This window comes from Photobacterium sp. GB-36 (assembly GCF_003026135.1).
GTDB lineage: Bacteria > Pseudomonadota > Gammaproteobacteria > Enterobacterales > Vibrionaceae > Photobacterium.
On sequence record NZ_PYNY01000003.1, the window covers coordinates 179,518 to 199,355 of the forward strand.

At 42.0% G+C, this 19,838-nt stretch carries 19 protein-coding genes; all 19 read right to left on the reverse strand.

What is annotated here, in order from left to right; all coding sequences use genetic code 11:
• Nucleotides 1–45: 45 nt before the first annotated feature.
• On the reverse strand, nucleotides 46–2,142 hold the full coding sequence (gene flhA, locus C9J46_RS04160) for a flagellar biosynthesis protein FlhA (RefSeq protein WP_107205504.1): 2,097 nt from the start codon (nucleotides 2,140–2,142) through the stop codon (nucleotides 46–48).
• A gap of 362 nt (nucleotides 2,143–2,504) precedes the next feature.
• Nucleotides 2,505–3,635, reverse strand: coding sequence for a flagellar biosynthesis protein FlhB (gene flhB, locus C9J46_RS04165; RefSeq protein WP_045148070.1), 1,131 nt, complete (start codon nucleotides 3,633–3,635; stop codon nucleotides 2,505–2,507).
• Nucleotides 3,636–3,658: 23 nt separating this feature from the next.
• On the reverse strand, nucleotides 3,659–4,441 hold the full coding sequence (gene fliR / locus C9J46_RS04170) for a flagellar biosynthetic protein FliR (protein ID WP_107205503.1): 783 nt from the start codon (nucleotides 4,439–4,441) through the stop codon (nucleotides 3,659–3,661).
• Nucleotides 4,442–4,461: 20 nt separating this feature from the next.
• Nucleotides 4,462–4,731 (reverse strand): flagellar biosynthesis protein FliQ, encoded by a 270-nt coding sequence (gene fliQ / locus C9J46_RS04175; RefSeq protein WP_005370314.1) that lies wholly within the window; start codon nucleotides 4,729–4,731, stop codon nucleotides 4,462–4,464.
• Nucleotides 4,732–4,764: 33 nt separating this feature from the next.
• The gene (fliP, locus tag C9J46_RS04180) at nucleotides 4,765–5,613 is read right to left on the reverse strand and encodes a flagellar type III secretion system pore protein FliP (protein WP_107205502.1); all 849 of its coding nucleotides are present in this window, start codon (nucleotides 5,611–5,613) and stop codon (nucleotides 4,765–4,767) included.
• A complete protein-coding gene (fliO, locus tag C9J46_RS04185) occupies nucleotides 5,600–6,049 on the reverse strand; it encodes a flagellar biosynthetic protein FliO (RefSeq protein ID WP_107290587.1) in 450 nt (149 codons plus the stop codon). Before fliO ends, fliP begins: the two co-directional genes overlap by 14 nt.
• Before the next feature lie 8 nt (nucleotides 6,050–6,057).
• Nucleotides 6,058–6,447 (reverse strand): flagellar motor switch protein FliN, encoded by a 390-nt coding sequence (gene fliN / locus C9J46_RS04190; RefSeq protein ID WP_107205500.1) that lies wholly within the window; start codon nucleotides 6,445–6,447, stop codon nucleotides 6,058–6,060.
• Between the two features lie 16 nt (nucleotides 6,448–6,463).
• On the reverse strand, nucleotides 6,464–7,513 hold the full coding sequence (gene fliM, locus C9J46_RS04195) for a flagellar motor switch protein FliM (RefSeq protein ID WP_107205499.1): 1,050 nt from the start codon (nucleotides 7,511–7,513) through the stop codon (nucleotides 6,464–6,466).
• A gap of 7 nt (nucleotides 7,514–7,520) precedes the next feature.
• Nucleotides 7,521–8,003 (reverse strand): flagellar basal body-associated protein FliL, encoded by a 483-nt coding sequence (fliL, locus tag C9J46_RS04200; protein ID WP_107205498.1) that lies wholly within the window; start codon nucleotides 8,001–8,003, stop codon nucleotides 7,521–7,523.
• Nucleotides 8,004–8,056: 53 nt separating this feature from the next.
• Nucleotides 8,057–9,508 (reverse strand): flagellar hook-length control protein FliK, encoded by a 1,452-nt coding sequence (locus C9J46_RS04205; protein ID WP_107245626.1) that lies wholly within the window; start codon nucleotides 9,506–9,508, stop codon nucleotides 8,057–8,059.
• A gap of 120 nt (nucleotides 9,509–9,628) precedes the next feature.
• Complete coding sequence (gene fliJ, locus C9J46_RS04210) at nucleotides 9,629–10,069, reverse strand: flagellar export protein FliJ (RefSeq protein ID WP_045148062.1); 441 nt, start codon at nucleotides 10,067–10,069, stop codon at nucleotides 9,629–9,631.
• A gap of 31 nt (nucleotides 10,070–10,100) precedes the next feature.
• The gene (fliI, locus tag C9J46_RS04215; RefSeq protein WP_005370306.1) at nucleotides 10,101–11,423 is read right to left on the reverse strand and encodes a flagellar protein export ATPase FliI; all 1,323 of its coding nucleotides are present in this window, start codon (nucleotides 11,421–11,423) and stop codon (nucleotides 10,101–10,103) included.
• Entirely contained in the window at nucleotides 11,420–12,223 is an 804-nt protein-coding gene (gene fliH / locus C9J46_RS04220; RefSeq protein ID WP_107290588.1) for a flagellar assembly protein FliH, read from the reverse strand. Before fliH ends, fliI begins: the two co-directional genes overlap by 4 nt.
• A 35-nt stretch (nucleotides 12,224–12,258) precedes the next feature.
• Nucleotides 12,259–13,302, reverse strand: a complete 1,044-nt coding sequence (gene fliG, locus C9J46_RS04225) for a flagellar motor switch protein FliG (RefSeq protein ID WP_107205920.1) — start codon at nucleotides 13,300–13,302, stop codon at nucleotides 12,259–12,261.
• Nucleotides 13,295–15,043, reverse strand: coding sequence for a flagellar basal-body MS-ring/collar protein FliF (gene fliF, locus C9J46_RS04230; protein WP_107290589.1), 1,749 nt, complete (start codon nucleotides 15,041–15,043; stop codon nucleotides 13,295–13,297). The genes fliG and fliF overlap by 8 nt, the downstream gene beginning before the upstream one ends.
• A 61-nt stretch (nucleotides 15,044–15,104) precedes the next feature.
• On the reverse strand, nucleotides 15,105–15,416 hold the full coding sequence (gene fliE / locus C9J46_RS04235; protein WP_107205494.1) for a flagellar hook-basal body complex protein FliE: 312 nt from the start codon (nucleotides 15,414–15,416) through the stop codon (nucleotides 15,105–15,107).
• A gap of 41 nt (nucleotides 15,417–15,457) precedes the next feature.
• Entirely contained in the window at nucleotides 15,458–16,837 is a 1,380-nt protein-coding gene (locus tag C9J46_RS04240; RefSeq protein ID WP_107205493.1) for a sigma-54 dependent transcriptional regulator, read from the reverse strand.
• A 37-nt stretch (nucleotides 16,838–16,874) separates the two neighbouring features.
• Complete coding sequence (locus C9J46_RS04245; RefSeq protein WP_107205492.1) at nucleotides 16,875–17,915, reverse strand: PAS domain-containing sensor histidine kinase; 1,041 nt, start codon at nucleotides 17,913–17,915, stop codon at nucleotides 16,875–16,877.
• 338 nt (nucleotides 17,916–18,253) lie between these two features.
• Nucleotides 18,254–19,702: a sigma-54 dependent transcriptional regulator gene (locus C9J46_RS04250; protein WP_107205491.1), complete on the reverse strand. Its 1,449-nt coding sequence runs from the start codon at nucleotides 19,700–19,702 to the stop codon at nucleotides 18,254–18,256.
• Nucleotides 19,703–19,838 lie beyond the last annotated feature (136 nt).

Sequence of the window (19,838 nt, forward strand, 5' to 3'; positions counted from 1 at the left end):
CGTCCTATATCAGAAAGGGCTTAGGCGCATCTACAACCACTAACATTAATTACCTACCGCATTCACAATTCGAATTTGTTTTTCATCAGGCACTTCCTGATATGACAATACCCGTAAACTTGGGATCGTATTTTTAACAAATTTAGCTAATGTTGAACGCAACACACCTGAGGTCAATAATACCGCAGGCTCACCTTTCAATTCTTGCTGCTGAGTCGCTTCTGTTAATGAACGTTGTAAACGTTCCGCTAATCCAGGCTCAATACCTGAAGATTCACCACCAGCAGATTGCATAGTTTGATGCAATATTTGTTCCAATTCAGGGACTAGGGTAATCACTGGCAACTCAACTTCTATTCCATTGATTTCTTGACAAATTAATCGTTTCAGACCGATACGAACAGCGGCGGTTAATATGTCAGGATCTTGACTCTTACTGGAATACTCCGACAAAGTTTGGACAATGGTTCGAATATCACGCAGTGGAATAGCTTCATTTAATAAGTTCTGCATCACTTTCACCACAACCCCTAGAGGTAATTGATCAGGAACAAAACCATCAACCAATTTAGGTGTCGTTTGACCTAACATTTCTAATAGGTTTTGTACCTCTTCATGACCCAGTAACTGCGATGCATGATTTGTCAGTAATTGGCTTAAATGAGTCGCCAGTACTGTTGCTGAATCAACCACGGTATAACCTAATGCTTGCGCATGTTCACGTTGTGAGTCTTGTACCCAGACCGCTTCAAGACCAAACGCAGGATCAGTTGTCATTTCACCATCAATAGAACCGAAAACTTGGCCAGGGTTAATCGCCAGATCCATTTTGGGGTGAATATTTGCTTCGCCACAGGCGACGCCCATCAAACTAATGCGGTAACTATTCGGTGGCAGCTCTAAGTTATCGCGAATATGAACCGGTGGGATAAGAAAACCAAAGTCTTGTGATAACTTTTTACGAACACCTTTCACGCGCTCTAGCAACTCACCACCTTGATCTTTATCGACCATTGAAATTAAACGGTAACCCACTTCTAAACCAATAGTATCAACAGGCTGTACATCATCCCACGATAGTTCTTTTAGCGGTTGGGTCGGTGCTAACTCTGTCGGCGGCGCTTGCTTTTCAACAAGTGCTTCTGCTTTCTCTTTCTTTATTCGCCAATAAGCGACACCACCAATAATGGCGGCAAGCAATAAGAAAGGAATATGAGGCATACCAGGAACAATACCCATAACAAATAGAATCATACCGGTGATGATCAGCGCTTGAGGATTGTTAAACATCTGAAAATACATTTGCTGCCCCATGTCCTCGTCAGTATTTTGACGAGTTACCATCATTGCCGCACCGATGGATAACAGTAGCGATGGGATTTGAGCAACAAGACCATCACCAATGGTCAATAAACTGTAAATTTCGAGGGCTTCACCAAATGTCAGACCATGCTGACCCATACCAATGATTAAACCACCAATGATATTGATAAAGAGGATCAAGATACCGGCAATGGCATCACCTTTAACAAACTTAGACGCACCATCCATAGAACCATAGAAGTCGGCTTCTTTTGTCACTTCAAAACGACGAGTACGCGCTTGCTCTTGATCAATAAGCCCTGCGTTTAAATCAGCATCAATAGCCATTTGCTTACCCGGTAAGGCATCAAGGGTGAAGCGAGCACTAACTTCTGAAATACGACCTGCACCTTTGGTTACTACCATAAAGTTAATGATCATCAAAATAAGGAAGACCACTAAACCCACCGCATAGTTGCCACCAATAACAACCGAGCCAAATGCATCAATAACTTGTCCTGCCGCATCAGGCCCTTCATGACCGTGCAATAAAACAACACGAGTCGATGCAACGTTTAGTGCTAAACGTAATAGCGTGGCAATAAGTAGTACGGTAGGAAAAGCAGCAAAATCAAGCGGACGACGGGTATATACCGTCACCAATAACACCACCAGTGAAAGCGCGATATTAAAGGTAAACGTCATATCCAATAGCAACGGCGGCATTGGTAAAATGATCATTGCTAACATTGCCAATACCATTATAGGCGCACCTATTGATGGCATAGACTTGATACTGGCTAACGGCAATCTATCTGCAAAGGGAATTGAAAGCTTCATTCTGTCTAGTGATCTATTCTTTTATTATTGGTATCAATGTTCGTTTTATAAACAAAAGAAGATAATTAAATAGTCCGTTATTTAATAAAGACGATGAACCATGAATGCATAAAATAAGGTAAAGCAATTATCATGCCTTACATATTAGTCATTTTTTTGACAGTGCGAAAAGACTATCAAATTAATAACAGAAAGCTAAAGATAAACGCTATATTTGTGACTTCCTGTCTAATATAAACATTTAATTAAATAACGCCCCTAATAGATTTTATTCCAAAAAAGAATTAATGATTAATATGTAAACAATAAATTTTTAGCCACAATATACTTAATTATCATTTCAATAATCATGTACCTAAACATTAATGGCGTAATTCTTCAGGTATATCCATTGCAGCTTTAGATAGTGTTGGTTTTTTGCCTTTACCTTTGCGGTATTCTTTTAACTGAAACACATAAGCTAATATTTGAGCAACGGCAACAAATAAACCATCTGGAATTTGCTGTTCTAATTCAGTCGTATAATAAATAGCACGAGCTAATGGCGCGGCAGGTACAATATCAATATTATGTTTATTGGCTATCTCCCTGATCTTAAGCGCTAAATGATCGCCTCCTTTCGCAATAACAACGGGCGCAGAGTCCAACTTAGGATCGTAGCGAAGTGCGACAGAGAAGTGCTCAGGGTTAGTAATTACCACGTCAGCTTGCGGCACATCTGCCATCATACGTCGCTGAGCCATTTCACGTTGCAGCATTCTAATACGCCCTTTTACTTCAGGCTTACCTTCCGAATCTTTGTATTCATCTTTAATTTCTTGTTTGGTCATTTTTAATTGCTGATTAAAATTCCAAATTTGAAATGGCACATCAATGGCAACAACAATAAGCAGTGAGCAACAAATTAAAAGAACAAAGTTTAGTAATATATCGATAGCATGAAAGTAATTGGCAGGAAAAACCTCATTACTGAGTTGGAAAAAGTCTTCTAAACTCGAAAATATCAAGTAGCAAGCAATACTCCCCACCAGCCCAACTTTTAAAATAGACTTAATTAACTCAACCCAACTTTGCATACCAAACATCCGCTTTATTCCACTGAGCGGATTCATTTTTGATAACTTAGGCATTGCAGCTTGAGTGGAAAAGCGAACACCACCGACACCAGCAGCTCCAATAAAAGCGGCAACAAACAAAAAAATGAGTACTAAAAATAAAGGCGCGAGAATATAAACAATCGCATCTAAAATAATAACGAATAAACGATCAAGATCGAATATATCGTCGCGCGTTAAGCTAAACATTGCTGTCATGATATGACTCAGTGCTTTACTTAACCCTTCTCCAAACCACATTAACCCAACAGCACCAGACACTAATACCGCAACAGACGCTAATTCTCTTGAGCGCGGAACTTGACCTTTCTCTCGCGCCTGCTCAAGCCGTCTGGGCGTGGCGTCTTCGGTACGTTCTTGACCATCTGAATCAGACATACTGATTTACTCCCAGTCTTAACTTAACAATCAATTCGGATCAAACTACACACTTGATCTAAGCCAACTTGCCATATCGCTTCATATTGCGGCACGATACCGAGTACAATAAACCAGCTAATTGCCAGACCGAGTAATAACGCAAATGAGAAACCTAACGAGAAAATATTTAGCTGTGGTGCTGCTCGAGTCATTACGCCAAACGACAAATTCACCGTTAGCAAAGCAATCACCCCCGCTAACGCCATATTCACGCCCGCTTTAAACATATGCCCAAACCAACCTGCAAGCTGATAGTAATCTTTTTGCTGTAGCATAGCCTCACCTATCGGCAAGGTTTTAAAGCTCACAACAACAGCATTTAACATCTCTAAATGCCCATCTGTTGCTAAGAATAATAAAATGGCCAAAAACATATAAAACTGTCCCAATACGGGCGTATTCTGACCATTCGCAGGATCAACCATTGAAGCAAAACCTAAACTCGATTGCATACCTAATATTTGCCCAAGTAAGACAAATATTTGAGTAATAAACTGTGTCACTAATCCCATTGCTACACCAATGATTAATTGCTGAGTAGTAACAATAAATCCAGCTAAAGAAAGTAACTCAATATCTTGTGGGACTTTAGGTAAAACAGGCAAGACCGCAAATGTGATCGCTAAGGCTAAATATAAGCGAATCTTAGGTGAAACAAAGCGCGCCCCAAAAAACGTCATCGCCATCATCATTGATGAGATACGTGTAAAAGGCCAAAAATAATTCGCTATCCAATCAAGTAAAAGATTTGCGGTGTAATGCATAATCGACGGCTGCTCGTTTGCTAATAAAGCAACTGTGGGATTTGATCAATAATGCGATAGAAATAATCCATCAGCATTTGCGTCATCATGTGACCAAAAAACATCAACGCGAGTAACGTCACCACTAAACGGGGTAAGAAACTCAATGTTTGCTCATTGATTGAGGTTGCCGCTTGAAATACCGCAACAACTAAACCAATTAACAGCCCTGGAATGACAATCGCGCACACCATGATAAGTACCATGTATAGCGCTTCTTGAAATATCTCAACAAAAGCTTCTGGCGTCATAAAAGCATCCTTTTTATCCGATGTTTATTCACATTAGGTGCCAAAACTACCTGCCAGTGTGGATAAGATCAGGTTCCAACCATCAACTAAAACAAACAACATTAATTTAAACGGTAACGATACAATCATAGGTGAAAGCATCATCATACCCATCGCCATTAAGATCGATGCAACGACCAAATCAATAATCAAAAATGGTAAAAACAGCATAAAGCCGATTTGAAACGCCGTTTTTAGCTCTGAAGTAATAAACGCAGGGATCAATACCGTTAACGGCACCGTCTGCGGATCATCAGCCGTTGAGCCAGACATATTCACAAACGTTTCTAAATCTTTTACCCGGGTTTGTTTAAGCATAAATTGGCGCATCGGATCTTCCGCTTTTGCCAACGCTTCTTTCGCCGTGATTTGCTCATTAATATAAGGCTGAACGGCATCTGCATTGATCTTATCAATCACCGGAGACATCACAAAAAACGTTAAGAACAGCGCTATGCCGATAATCACTTGGTTAGAAGGTGTTTGCTGTAAACCCATCGCTTGACGCAGGATCGACATTACTACCACGATACGGGTGAAAGAGGTCATTAAAATAACCATCGCAGGCAAAAAGCCCAACGCGGTCATTAACGCTAAAATTTGCAGGGTGACAGAATAATCTTCACTACCATCAGGGTTTACTGTCACCGATAATGCCGGTATTCCCCCACCATTACGGGCTGCTTGCATGTGACCTGAGGTTGTTTCTGCACTCATTGCTGTCGCCGTCGTACTATTAGCCACGTTCGCTTCAACCGCATGCGCTATATTGATTGACGATAACAACACAGAGATAGCAAGAAAAGCCATCCAAGTGATAAGGGTGAATTTATTTTTTAACATTATTTTTCATTAGCTTGCTAAGCTGAGAAGCGGAATCTCTGCTTGGCGATTCGTCCATGTTTAAAGGCTTATCCAATTTACTCAGCAAAGAAATATTATGTTGAGTAATACCCACCAACATTTGCTCTTCACCGACTTGCAATAGCACGACTCTTTCTCGTTGCCCGACTGCCAGCTGTGTAATTACTTTTAAACCCGAATCATTACCACTGATCCCAGCCACCCGCATACGTTTTAATAACCAAGCTAAGAAAACAATAATCGCAATCACAAGCAGTAAAGAAGCCAGAGTGGTTGCGATATTTAAGTCAGGTGCTTGTCTTAATGGTGGCGGCGCTTTTTCAATCGTTTTCTCAACCGCTGTTTGTGCGAAACAGGACAGTGTGAAAAATAATAGCGATAATACTGTAACTATCTGGCCTATAATCCTTTTCATGGCCAGCCTTAACGTAACTTTTTAATACGCTCAGTTTGGCTGATCACATCAGTCAAACGAATACCAAATTTGTCATTGACCACAACCACTTCACCATGTGCAATAAGGGTCCCATTGACCATCACATCTAATGATTCACCCGCAATACGATCAAGCTCAACCACTGAACCTTGGTTTAATTGCAGTAGGTTACGAATACTGATTTGCGTACGTCCGACTTCCATCGAAATGGTAACCGGAATATCCATAATAGTATCAAGCTTACGACGTTCATCATCGGTGATCGGTACCGTTTCATCAGTCAGCTCTTCTAGTGGTGCTGGTTGCACATCATCAATTTGCTCTGCTAATGCTGCAGCCCAATCATCTGCCATTTGTTGGTCATTATTATTTGACATTGTCATCGTCCTTTTCTTATTCGTTACTATCGCGATTAATATTAAGTAATGCCGTGCCTAGCTCATCACGGTCGAGAAACGCCAAATCCGTTTTAACCATATCGGGACGTTGTAGTTTCTCACTAATTTTCAATGCTACATTGTCACCAGAGCGACCCATTTTGGCGTGATAAGTCGGTAAATCTTCCACAAAAATGGTCGCTTGCTCAGGCATATCAATAGGGATCACATCGCCAACTTGTAGCTCCATCAAATCACGTAACGATAAATCCACATCCAGTAATTTGGCGCGAAGATTAACGGGTACATCCATGATTTCATCACGCAATGCTTTACTCCAACGCACGTCGGTGTCCATCTTGTCACTTTGTACACCCGCATCGAGTAATTCACGGATTGGCTCAACCATCGAATATGGCATGACGACATGAAAATCACCGCCGCCACCATCAACTTCAATATGAAATGAGCTCACCACTATCACTTCTGTTGGGCTCACAATATTTGCCATGGTCGGGTTCACTTCTGAGTCTAAATATTCAAACTCAACCCCCATCACCGGAGACCATGCTTCGCGGTAATCTTCAAACACAAGTTTGAGTAGCATTTGAACAATACGGCGTTCGGTAGGAGTAAATTCACGACCTTCAATTTTGGCGTGAAAGCGACCATCGCCACCAAAAAAGTTTTCAACCAGAATAAAGACGAGACGCGCTTCCATCGTAATAAGCGCGGTACCTTTTAATGGACGAAAGCGCACCATATTTAAGCTTGTTGGTACATACAGTGTATTTTGGTACTCACCAAATTTAATCATCTGTACGCCATTAATAGACACTTCCGCCGTTTTACGCAGCATATTAAACAGGCTGATACGCATATGACGCGCAAAACGCTCATTGATAAGCTCAAGTGTCGGCATTCGACCACGAACAATGCGGTCTTGTGATGAAAAATCAAAGGTAGCAACATCACTCGCGACCTCGTGATCATGAAGTTCATCTTCTGGCTCATCGACACCATGAAGTAGCGCATCAATTTCATCTTGGGTTAATAAATCACTCACTGTAAACCTACTGCATTACAAAACCAGTAAAAAGAACCCGCTCAACTGCAGGTGTTCCAGCCACTTTAACCATTGCCGCTTTCACAGCTTCAAGCGCTTGTTGGCGTAACTGATCACGGCCATTAGGGCTACGTAATTGCTCAACGGTTGCGACCCCGAATGCTTGAAGAAGAGTACTTTCAATTAACGGTATGTGCTGTTTCGCCAAGGCTTCATTTTTATCGCCACGTACCATTAATTGCACTTTAATTTGAACCACTCTATCTCGTGTATCACCCGTAACATTGAAAGTAAAAGGCTGAGGTAATACAACATAGTAAGCAGACATTACAGATGCTGGTGACGTTGTACTTTCTTGAACCGTTGCAGCCACTTGTGGCGACTCTTTAGCGTCATCGCCATTTAGCAACCAAAAGCCAATGCCTGCCGCCAATATTACAATGACGGCTACTGCACTTATTAACATCAGCTTTTTCTTGCCCATCGCCATTTTTATTCCTTTTTGTCTTTATTTTCATTAATTAAATTATTAGCAATTGTTAATTACGCATAGTAATCAACCCGATCTTTATTGTTTGTTACAAACATCTCAATCGCATCAAGATGTTTATCTGAATTAGTCTCATTAGTGCCTGCAAAAGATTCATCATGGGCAGTACCTGATGATTGCTCCCCTGAATGCTGCTGTGAGAACTGCTGCGCAAATTGATTTGAACTGTCTTGCTGCACAGAGCCTTGCGCTAACTGCAAGCCTTGTTGCTGCATCATCTCACGTAGCCTTGGCATTGCTTGTTCAACCATATCCCGTGTTTGGCTATTATTAACGGTAAATTGCACTGAAGCTTGATCTTGATTCAAGGCTAATTTGATTTGAATTTTGCCAAGCTCTGGCGGATCTAATCGGATATCAATTTGCTTTAAATTCTTAGCCATCATCATATTAATCCGCTCAGAAACTTGCTCTCCCGCCTGCTCTTTTGTCAGCAGTAATGGCGACTGAACCTGTGTATTTGCATGTTGTAAGTCCATTTTCATCGCATTGGTTTGCTGGTTACTCATTAGTGCCGATAATGGTTGTGAAGAGATAGTGTCTTGCTCTTGTTCCTGACCATCAACCAATGTTTTTCTAACCGCTTCCATCATTCCATTGGTTGCGATCAGTTCAGAATTTTTTTCACCAGAAAGAAACGCATTCACGATACCATGTTCAGCTTTTACACCAGATAGTGTTGATTTTAATTCAGGATCGATTGTGGGTTGAGAAAGCAGTGTCGCTTCATCACTTTTTTCCGCTTTCACTGCAGCGGTTGCAGCGTGCCAGCCCAGTTTTAACTCACTCGGTTTGACATCCGCTTGTAGTACTTTCTCTTTTTCAGTTAGCTCATTTTGCTTGATTGAAGTGATTTCAGAGCTATCTAATACAAATTTGTCACTAGAGAGCTCTGGTTTCACATCTAAAGACGCATCTGATGATGGCATTTGCTCTGACTGTGGCGGCAAAGCTTTGCCCCCACCTGAAGATTGTTGACTAAGCTGCTGATTTGATTGGTTCAAACGTTGAAGGAAATCCGCACCTTCAAACATCATTTTTTCGACATCAGCAATACTTTCGCCATCATCAACATTATCAACACTGGTGATATCCTCACTATCATCAATAGATACAACGCCACTATCAACAACAGATACCATCTCATCTGAAACAACCTCATCAGAGACTACCTCAGCGTTAGATTCAGTATCGATAACTAAATCATCAGAGACAATAACAGCATTATTGTTCGCTTCTTCACCAGCTTCAACATCTGTCGATTTTTGTGTTTTTTGTTCTATTTTTAAATCGCTTACCGATGTTTTCTCTGTTGATGCTGCTTGTAACTGAGAATCAAACGAAGCATCTTTGTCACCTTCATTTGTTTCTACCGTTTTAGTATTTGAAGATCCCGCAGGTGTGGCTTTTACGTGCGGTGTTGATAAGGGATTTAATAGATTCATAGCCAATTCAAACCTAGTACTGGGCGTGGAGAAAACAAAACGTAACCATTTGATCTTCCGACGACAAAAAGAGATAAGCTGGAGTAATGCAAAAACTAAACCAGTTACTCATCAATAAGGTTATTGTTGTAACCTTCGCGCAAATTGCAATGTAACAAATTCATCCATCATTTTTTGCTCTTGCTTATCAAGCCACTGTTTATGCTCACGTTCGCGTTTTTCCACCAGCCATTCAACCGAACGTCTTTTTTGTTGCATTTCTTGCCAGTGCTGGGAGCACTTTTGAATTTGTTCTTCAAAGTACCCTCCCGCTTGCTTTTGCTTTTCTAATGTTTGATCCAGTTGCGTTAAGAATTTCTGTAAATGACTATATTGACTTGCGGTTAAACCTTGTTGGCCCCTAACAGATAACTGATTGAGATAATCCAATCGATATTTTTCAATCTGCGCTAATTGCTGTAAGTAATTTTGTTGCTCAATACGGGCTTGGTTTAACGCTAAACTGGCTTGATGCTCTTGCTCTTTCGCTTGCTCGATGATTAATCCTAGCGCGTTAGACATACTTAATTTCCTTATCCATGATCACCTGCAATTAACCACCTAATGTTGAGCGCAACATATTGACGCACATCTCATAGGGCACTGACTCTTTCATTTCTTGTTGCAGATAAGCGTCTAATTTCGGTTTAAAACTAAAAGCTTGATCAATCGTATTATCCGTTCCGGGTTTATAAGCACCAATGGAGACTAAATCTTGATTTTTACGGCATATAGAAAGAATTTGACGTACCGCTTTTGACATCAACATATGCTCTTCGCTCACAATCGCAGGCATAACACGACTCACCGAACGTTCGACATCGATCGCAGGATAATGTCCAGCGTCTGCCATCTCACGAGATAACACAATGTGACCATCTAAAATCGCACGAGAGGCATCTGCAATAGGATCTTGCAAGTCATCACCTTCACTAAGAACGGTAAAGAAAGCCGTTATAGAACCTTGATTTTCATTACCATTACCCGCACGTTCCACCAACGCAGGTAACTTTGCAAATACCGAAGGTGGATAACCTTTGGTTGCTGGCGGCTCACCAACAGACAATGCGATTTCACGTTGTGCTTGTGCAAAACGGGTCAGAGAATCCATCAGCAGTAATACATCAAAGCCCTGATCGCGGAAATACTCAGCAATCGTCAATGAGGTTTGACAACCTTTTAAGCGCATTAATGGTGATGCATCGGCAGGTGCTGCCACCACCACAGATCGCGCACGGCCTTCAGGCCCTAAGCTTTCTTCAATAAACTCTTTAACTTCACGACCACGCTCACCAATAAGGCCAACCACAACAATCTGGGCACTGGTGCCACGAGTCATCATGCCTAAAGTCACAGACTTACCAACACCCGAGCCTGCAAACAGACCAATACGCTGGCCTTTGCCTACCGTCAAACAGCCATTGATCGCTTTAATACCCACATCGAGCGGCTCTTTGATTGGTTTACGGGCGAGAGGATTGATAGGAGTGGCATTAAATGAAGCTCGATGCTCGGTAAAAATAGGTCCTAAGCCATCGAGCGGATTACCCACCCCATCAATAACCCGACCTAATAATTCAGGACCAACGGGTAGACCACTATTGTGCAGAATTGGCGTGACTTTAGCGCCTGGCATCACCCCAAGCAGCTGTTCACTCGGCATGAGAAACAAGGTTTCACCTGAAAAGCCAACAACTTCAGCTTCAAGTTCACCATTTAATGTTTCTACTTTACATAAGCTACCAACAGGAGCACGGCAACCTATTGCTTCAAGTGTTAAACCAACAACTCGCACTAAACGTCCAGAAGCAACAGGCTTACACCCCGTCCCTTCCGTTTTATACTGACTTAACCGTTCGGCTAGTGAGGCTGTCATTTAGATTGATCTCGAATACTACTATTAACCGCTTCAAAGCTACTTAAAGAGTGACGAATACGATCTTCGATAAAATAATCAACCGAAGTATCATGGCTATTTAATTGCAGATCACCACGATTTAAACTTGGCTCAGCAATAAGTTTCCATTTTCGCTCTAACAAGTCATCATCACTAAAATTTTGTTTTACTAAGGTTACATCTTCAGGATGCAGATTCATCGTAATATCACGATTGGCAACCGGTAACGTCGCCACCACTTCACGAATCGTATTTAAAATCACTTGTGGGTTCGTTTTCACTTCCACTCGGATCAACTCTTTCGCTAAACCTAAAGCAAGTTGCATCACCTGCTCTTCAACGTCACGATCAACTTGTGCAATTGGCGCTAATAACTTTTCAGCCACTGACGCCAAATGATTCACTTGTTCTGTTATTTGTTGTTGGGCTTGCTCTAACCCCTGTTGTAACCCTTGCTCTTTGCCTTCAACAAGACCAGATTCAAGCCCTTCAGCGTGACCGGTTTTAAACCCTTCACTGTGTCCAGCTTGTCGTCCTTGCTCTATTCCTTCGTCATACGCCGATTGCTGCATCGCTTCTAAATCAGCAGCCGTTAATGGCGGAGGCCCCGCTTCTTCTTCAGGCTCGAATTCTTCAATAACAGGACGAGGATGGTAATTAAAAGCGTTGTCACTTTGTTCTTGACGCTGTTCTGAATAATCAGGGTATGCCCAACGTTCTAATTCTTGTGCTTGATGGTCTGAAACTCGATAAAAGCCGCGACGACGTTCATCACTCATGACGACCACCTGCTAATTCAACAATAGGGATAATTTTATAGGTACTCATCTGCACCGCCACCGCCGCCGCCCAGCATAATTTCACCTGCATCAGAAAGACGACGAGCAATGGTTAGAATTTCTTTTTGCGCCGCTTCTACATCAGCAACACGAATCGGCCCCATCGCTTCTAATTCTTCACGTAGCATCTCAGAAGCACGCTTGGACATATTGGCGAAGAATTTATCACGCAGCATATCATCCGCACCTTTTAGTGCTTTTTGTAAGAGATCCTGCGGTATATCACGGAGCAAGGTCTGAATACCGCGATCATCGACTTCTGTTAGGTTATCAAATACAAACATTAAGTCTTGGATCTGGGTCGCCGTATCTTCATCCGTTTCACGGATCTGATCCATCAACAAGCCTTCAACATTATTATCGAGGTAGTTCATGATCTCAGCCGCAGCTTTCAAGCCGCCAATTTTAGCCGCTTGCGCACCAGCTTGACCTGCAAACTGTTTCTCCATGATATCGTTCAATTCATGCAGTGCCGCTGGTTGTACTTCTTCTAAGTTCGCAATACGCATCATCAGATCTAAACGTACACGCTCAGGAAATTGCGCTAAGATTTCCGCAGATTGTTCCGGCTCTAAGTATGATAAAACAATAGTTTGGATCTGCGGGTGCTCATTAAGAATAATGCTCGCTACTTGACGAGGATCCATCCATTTCAGCGAATCCAAGCCACGAGAGCCACTGCCCATCAGGATTTGATCAACAAGGTTATTCGCTTTATCTTCACCTAGCGCAGCAACTAATGTGTTACGTACGAAATCTTCGCTACCCATGCCAATGCTAGTGTATTTTTGAATATCTTCGAGAAACAATCGGTGTACACCGGAGACTTTCTCTTGGCTAAGATCTGTCATACTCGCCATCGCACCACCCACACGTTGCACCTGCTTAGGTTCAAGGTGACGAATAATACTGGCAGCGTCTTGCTCACTAAGGCTAAGCAGTAAAATGGCGGCTTTTTCTGTCCCACTTAGCGTATTTGGATCAAATTTATTTTCACTTATAGCAACATCATTAGCCATCTTCATTCACCCAACTTTTAACCACTTGTGCTGCGAGATCAGGTTCATTATCCACCAATGCTCGAACGGCTTTCAGTAAATCTTCATCTTTATGTAAATTTGGTAAATCTAAGCTACTAGAGCTCAATTCAAACCCTTCACCGCCATCCAATTCTGCGCCAATAAGCCCAACAGCATCCGCTGAGTTTGCCATAACTGGCATACCATTTTCGTCTAATGGCGTACCATCTGGTGCTTGGTTTGGATACAACAGCTTACGCATTGCTGGACGTACTAATACCATAATCACCACAATAATAACGAGCGCCGCTGCAATCCAACGTACCCAGCTACTAAAGTTCGGATTTTCCCAGATAGGGAGATCGGCAGCTAATTGAGATTCTGGTAACGCAAAAGGAACGGAAAGCACTTCAAGTAAATCCCCTCGCGCTTCTGAAAAACCAATCCCCCCCATTAGCAGGCGGCGAATTTTAGCAATTTCTGCTTCTGAAACAGGTACGCGAGTCACATCCCCCGTTTTAGGATCTGTGATGGTCTTATAATCCACCGCAACAGATACCGTTTGACGGTCAATCACCCCCGTTTGTGCACGCTTATGACTAATCGTGGTATCTAATTCATAGTTACGGGTAGATTCTCTATGTACCGAACCATCACTGCCGTTTGTACCCGACTGCATGTCTTTCACATTCTGAGGAATAGCCGATTCAACCGGCGGCTGATTACTTAATGCGCCAGGAATACCTGCAACTTGGTTACCACCATTAATATCTTCCAGCGTAAATTCACTGCGCGTTGCCGCCGTTGATGGATCATAGCGCTTACGCGTTTCTTCTAATGCCGAGAAATCCATTGCAACATCAACTTGCGAAGTATAATTACCCAGCCCTAAAACAGGCATTAAGATAGCATCAATTTTTTCGCGTAATGCTTGTTCCTGTTTTCGCTCTAATTCGTATTCTTTACGTTTCGCTGTTGTACTAGGATCTTCAGTACCAGAGCTCAATAAACGACCATGTTGATCGGTTACTGTCACTCGTGTTGGACGAAGCCCAGGTACCGCTGTTGCCACCATATCAACAATGGAATCTACTTCTTGTTGGCCTAATGAACCACCAGAAGATAAGGTTAAAAAGACTGTTGCCGTCGCTTCTTGATTATGACGAACAAACACACTTTGTTTTGGTGTCGCCAATAAAACCTGCACTTTACGTACTTGGCTAATTTGTTCGATGGCACGGGCTAATTGACGTTCACGACTGAGCTTTAAACGCTCACTTTCCATTCGTTGTGATACACCAAATCCCATGTCTTGCAATAAAATATCATCGCCTTCTGCCGTTTGGGCATTTAGTCCAGTACGGGTTAAATCTAACTTGATCGCACTGTATTCATCAGCAGGAACGCGGATCGTATTGCCATCTAATTGATATTCAATTTTCTTTTGATCAAAGTGATCGAGGATTGGAATTAATTCTTCGGTATCATAAGTGCCTAATGGGCGCATCTCAGGCTCTTTGATCCACATTGTTACCAACACGATTAGCGCGACACAAATTGCCACCGATAGCACTAGAATAACTTGACGTAATAAATCCAAGTTACCCAAAATACTATCAGTCGAAGAGGCTTTCTTCTCTGAAATATCAGCACCTTGATCTGCGCCCATATCATCATGTAATACAGGAGCGGCGCCATTGCCCGATACCGCCAAAGGTTGATTAATGTTTTCTTCTGCCACGACTTTTACCCATAAACTGCAAGAATAACGGTGTTACTTTCCATACTTTAAAAAGTCAGGCTTATACCGGCATATTCATTAATTCTTTGTACGCTTGTACCATTTTATTGCGAACTTGTACGGTTGCTTCAAACGCCACACTAGACTTATTTCTTGCAATCATGACATCTGCTAATGAAACGCTACGATCACCTTGATCAAAACGCGTTGCTAACTCACTGGATTGCCCTTGTATCTGATTCACAGATTGCAATGCATCACTCAAAAGATTGCCAAAATCAGAGCTCACTTGTTGGGCTGTTGCAGGGGAAGTGGTATTTTGAGCATCCAGTCTCATTGCTTGCATTTCTGCTTGTAATCCGTTTACTTTCATTCCGTGATTCTCTCTATAAATGTATTTATTTTAACCGCTCACTACGCAGGAATTTCAATACCTGCATCACGCATTTTCGCCAATTTATAGCGCAAAGTTCGAGGACTGATCCCTAACTGCTCTGCCACATCTTTACGGCTGCCTTCACAGGCGATTAAAGTATCTAAAATAATACTAAACTCTTGTTCACGTAACTCACTACCCAGCCCTTCTCCCGTTGCCGCCGGTTTAGGACGAGCAGCCACAACGCAAGGTTCAGGCTCTGGCACACTTTGAGGCATTTCCGTATCTAGCCAATCAAAATGTTCTAATAAAATATCTTGCTGTTGAATGTGGTTGTTATCGCAAAGAATTAACGCGCGTTGAATAACGTTATCTAATTCTCGCACATTCCCAGGCCACGGGTATTGCACTAATTTATCTTGTGCAGCTTGGCTTATACTTGGTACCACATTTCCTTGTTTGATACTGTGTCGCTCTGCAAATAATGCTGCTAAAGGCAGAATATCGCCCTGACGTTCAGCTAAAGCAGGCCAAGCAATTGGGAAGACATTAAGTCGGTAGTACAAATCTTCACGAAAATGCCCTTCTGCCACATAAGTTTTAAGTTCACGGTTACTGGTCGCAAGAATACGTACATCTAACTTAATGCTTTTGCGGCCACCTAGACGTTCAACTTCACGTTCTTGCAATACACGCAATAATTTTGCCTGTAAGCCTAAATCCATTTCACTGATTTCATCAAGCAATAAGGTACCACCTTGCGCTTGCTCAAATTTACCCGGACAGGCTTGAATCGCCCCCGTAAATGCACCTTTTTCATAGCCAAATAAGGTCGCTTCAAGCATATTTTCAGGAATGGCAGCGCAGTTAATGGCAATAAAGGGCCCATCTTTACGCTCGGAGTTATCATGGATATAACGAGACAGTACTTCCTTTCCTGAGCCACTCGGCCCTAGCACCATCACATTCGCCTCCGTTTTTGCGACCTTATCAGCAAGTGCTAATAACTTGATACTTTTCGGATCAGCAACAACGGTTTTACTGCTTTGTTTTTTTATCGGCGCATAACGCCCGACCATGTTTAACAGCACTTCAGGGGCAAAGGGTTTTGCCATATAATCAATCGCACCTTCACGCATTGCCGCGACTGCATCTTCAATATTGGCGTAAGCCGTCATTAATAGTACTGGGATTTTAGGCCAATTTAATTTAATACTGCGAAGTAATGCTAATCCATCCATCCCTGCCATTTGTACATCAGAGACAACGATATCAACCGCTTCCGACTTCATGATCACTAAAGCATGCTCTGCGCTTTCCGCTTCAATCCATTGATAGCCAGCTAACGCTAACGTATCAACCAATGCTTCACGTAATCCTTCATCATCTTCGACTACTAAGACTCTCGTTTGATTCATCTCTTCTCTCCATGAGTAAGCTCTGGCACTTTAATGCTCACGATGCGGCTAACTGTGATTGCATATTCTGCTGTGAGGCAATGGGAAGGGTTAAAGTAAAGCATGCCCCTTTACCTAACTCTGATATTAAAGACAACTTGCCACGATGCGCGAGTGCCACCATTTGAACAACGGCTAATCCCAACCCTGTACCTTGTTTTCGAGTGGTAAAGAAAGGCTCTAAGACCTTGCTTTGGAGCTCTGTCGCAATACCGGGGCCATTATCAGTGACTGATAACAAAATTTCGTCACCTACGGCATAACAAGACACAGCAACAGTACAGCCTTTACCTGACATTTGGATAGCGTTTGTAATTAGGTTACTGATAGCGCTCGCCAGTGCATTTTCATTGCCTAAAATAGCCAGTGATTCATCATCACAGTCAATACTAAAATCAACATTTTGGCTCATCACCAAGGCTTCAACCATGTTTTCCATACTATTAAGTAAACTTTCTAATGAAAAACAATTAACCACTTTATTATCACCACCTTTGGCGAACAGCAGCATATCATTAACTTGTTTTTCAAGATCTTGAAGACGATCGACAAGTTTACTTTGGAAGCGTTCACGGGTTGTTACTGGCAAGTTAGGGGCAGATAAATTAGCGGCGTATAACATCGCACTCGATAATGGTGTTCTGACTTGATGCGCCAAGGATGCCACCATTTTTCCTAAGGACGACAGTCGCTGCATTTCACTTAATCGTGATTGTAATCGGCGCGTTTCTGTCATGTCTGTAATGACAATTAACTGTCCAGCCGAAGAGGCTGAAATAGCTAATTTTACCTTAGCGCCAGAGCGCAGTGAAATTTCGTGTCCATCATCTTCCTGAGGCTGAAAACAGCGCTGGATAATATCTACCCAACGTTCACCTTCAAGGGGCTCGCCGAGCAAACGTAATGCTTCATTATTGGTTTCACAAATAATGCCTTTAGGATCGAGTAAAATGACACCAACAGGCATCACTTCCAGCACTTGTTGATAACGTTCAACTTGTTGTTCTAATGCCCCAATCACAACCGCTTTATCATCCATGCATGAAACCTAATAACAAAAAATCCAATCTAATTCATAAAAAAGCAATTTACATGCCATGTATTATTCTTTTAAATCATGCAATTACAAAATAGTCATGACAAAAAAACAATGTCAAAAAAATGACAATATATTAGAGTTTTATGGAATTGGCTAAAAAAATACAGATTGGCAGCAGTTTTTTGAGAGGTTATTGCTAAAAATAAATTAAAAGAAAGTGATTGTTAGCCCGCTCTGTTGAAAGTGATGTATTAACAACCTGCTATTTCGATTGCTATGAGGAATAAAAAAGCCGATGTCAAATTAATGGCATCGGCTTTGTATAAATTCATGACGCTCTATAAGCCTTCTTTATTCAGACCATATTTACGCATTTTTTCTACTAACGTAGTGCGTCGCATACCAAGCATATCAGCCGCCCTTGCAACAACACCTGACTGAGCATCTAACGCTTGCTTGATCATATCAACTTCAAGATCAGCTAACATTTCTTTTAAATTTAGCCCTTCAGGAGGAAGCTCGCTATTTACACCTGTTTGCTCATCTTCATATGATGAAAACATACTTGCTAATGCTTCTTGCTCTAATTCCTCAACACTTGGTTGAGAACTTTCTGGCGTAAAGTCAGGAAGTTGGCCGTAGCGATACTTAATCGGCAAATGATTAGTATCGACCATTTCACCGGGGTACAGAATACATAAACGCTCAACAAGGTTTGCAAGTTCACGTACGTTACCCGGCCAGTTATGCTCCATTAATGAATTAATCGCACGCGGTGTGAAGTGAATGCGTTTCGCACCTTCAGCTTCCATTCGAGTAAGCAACTCTTGAAGTAATAAAGGCAAATCCTCAATACGTTCACGCAATGCGGGCATATCAATAGGAAAAACATTAAGGCGATAGTACAAATCTTCACGGAATAAATTCTCATGGATCATTTTGTCTAAATCGCGGTGTGTTGCTGCAACAATACGTACGTTGGTTTTAATGGTTTGACTACCACCAACACGTTCAAAGCTTCGTTCTTGCAAAACGCGTAGGAGCTTAACTTGCATCGACATCGGCATATCACCGATTTCATCAAGAAATAACGTACCACCTTCAGCTAATTCAAAACGGCCTTTACGTGCAGAAATCGCACCAGTAAATGCCCCTTTTTCATGACCAAACAATTCACTTTCCAGTAAATCTGGCGGAATAGCACCACAGTTAACAGGAACAAACGGACCTTTACCACGCGCAGAGTGATAATGAACGTTACGTGCCACGACTTCTTTGCCTGTACCAGATTCACCTAAAATCAGCACACTGGCATCACAAGCAGCCACTTGCTCCATAAGGTGACGGATCTGACTAATTGTAGAGCTACTACCAACCATGCTACGGAATAAGGTATTTTTACGCCCTAGCTGAGGAACTTGGTAAGCACGTTTACCCATGTATTCTTGGCAATGACGGAAAGCATCAACGAGTTGGTTATAATGCAAAGGTAACTCTAGATCGCCAACATAATTCGCTAAACCAGAAAGATGAGCACGGTGATTTCCAAGCGATACAACAGGAATATGGGCATGAATTTTTAATGCATCTACGATATGAGATAAATGTTTATTTACTTCAATATTGCCCAGTAAACATGCGCCCCATGACTGCTGCCATAATGATGCATCAATACTCTGTGACGAGATAATTTCACACTGCTCACCAACAAACCCCAGAATTACACTGAGATCATGACGTTGCTGTTGATCGTCCTCAATAACGAGTGTCTTTGCTAAACCTTGCATAGAATGGATATAGCCTGCCTTCATAAAATGATGTAATTATTGGCCTATTTAATAGAAATGCGAACCACTGCCAATATTATTGGTATCTATTGTAATTAAACCATAGGAGAAGGCAATATTTGATAACGGAAAGGTG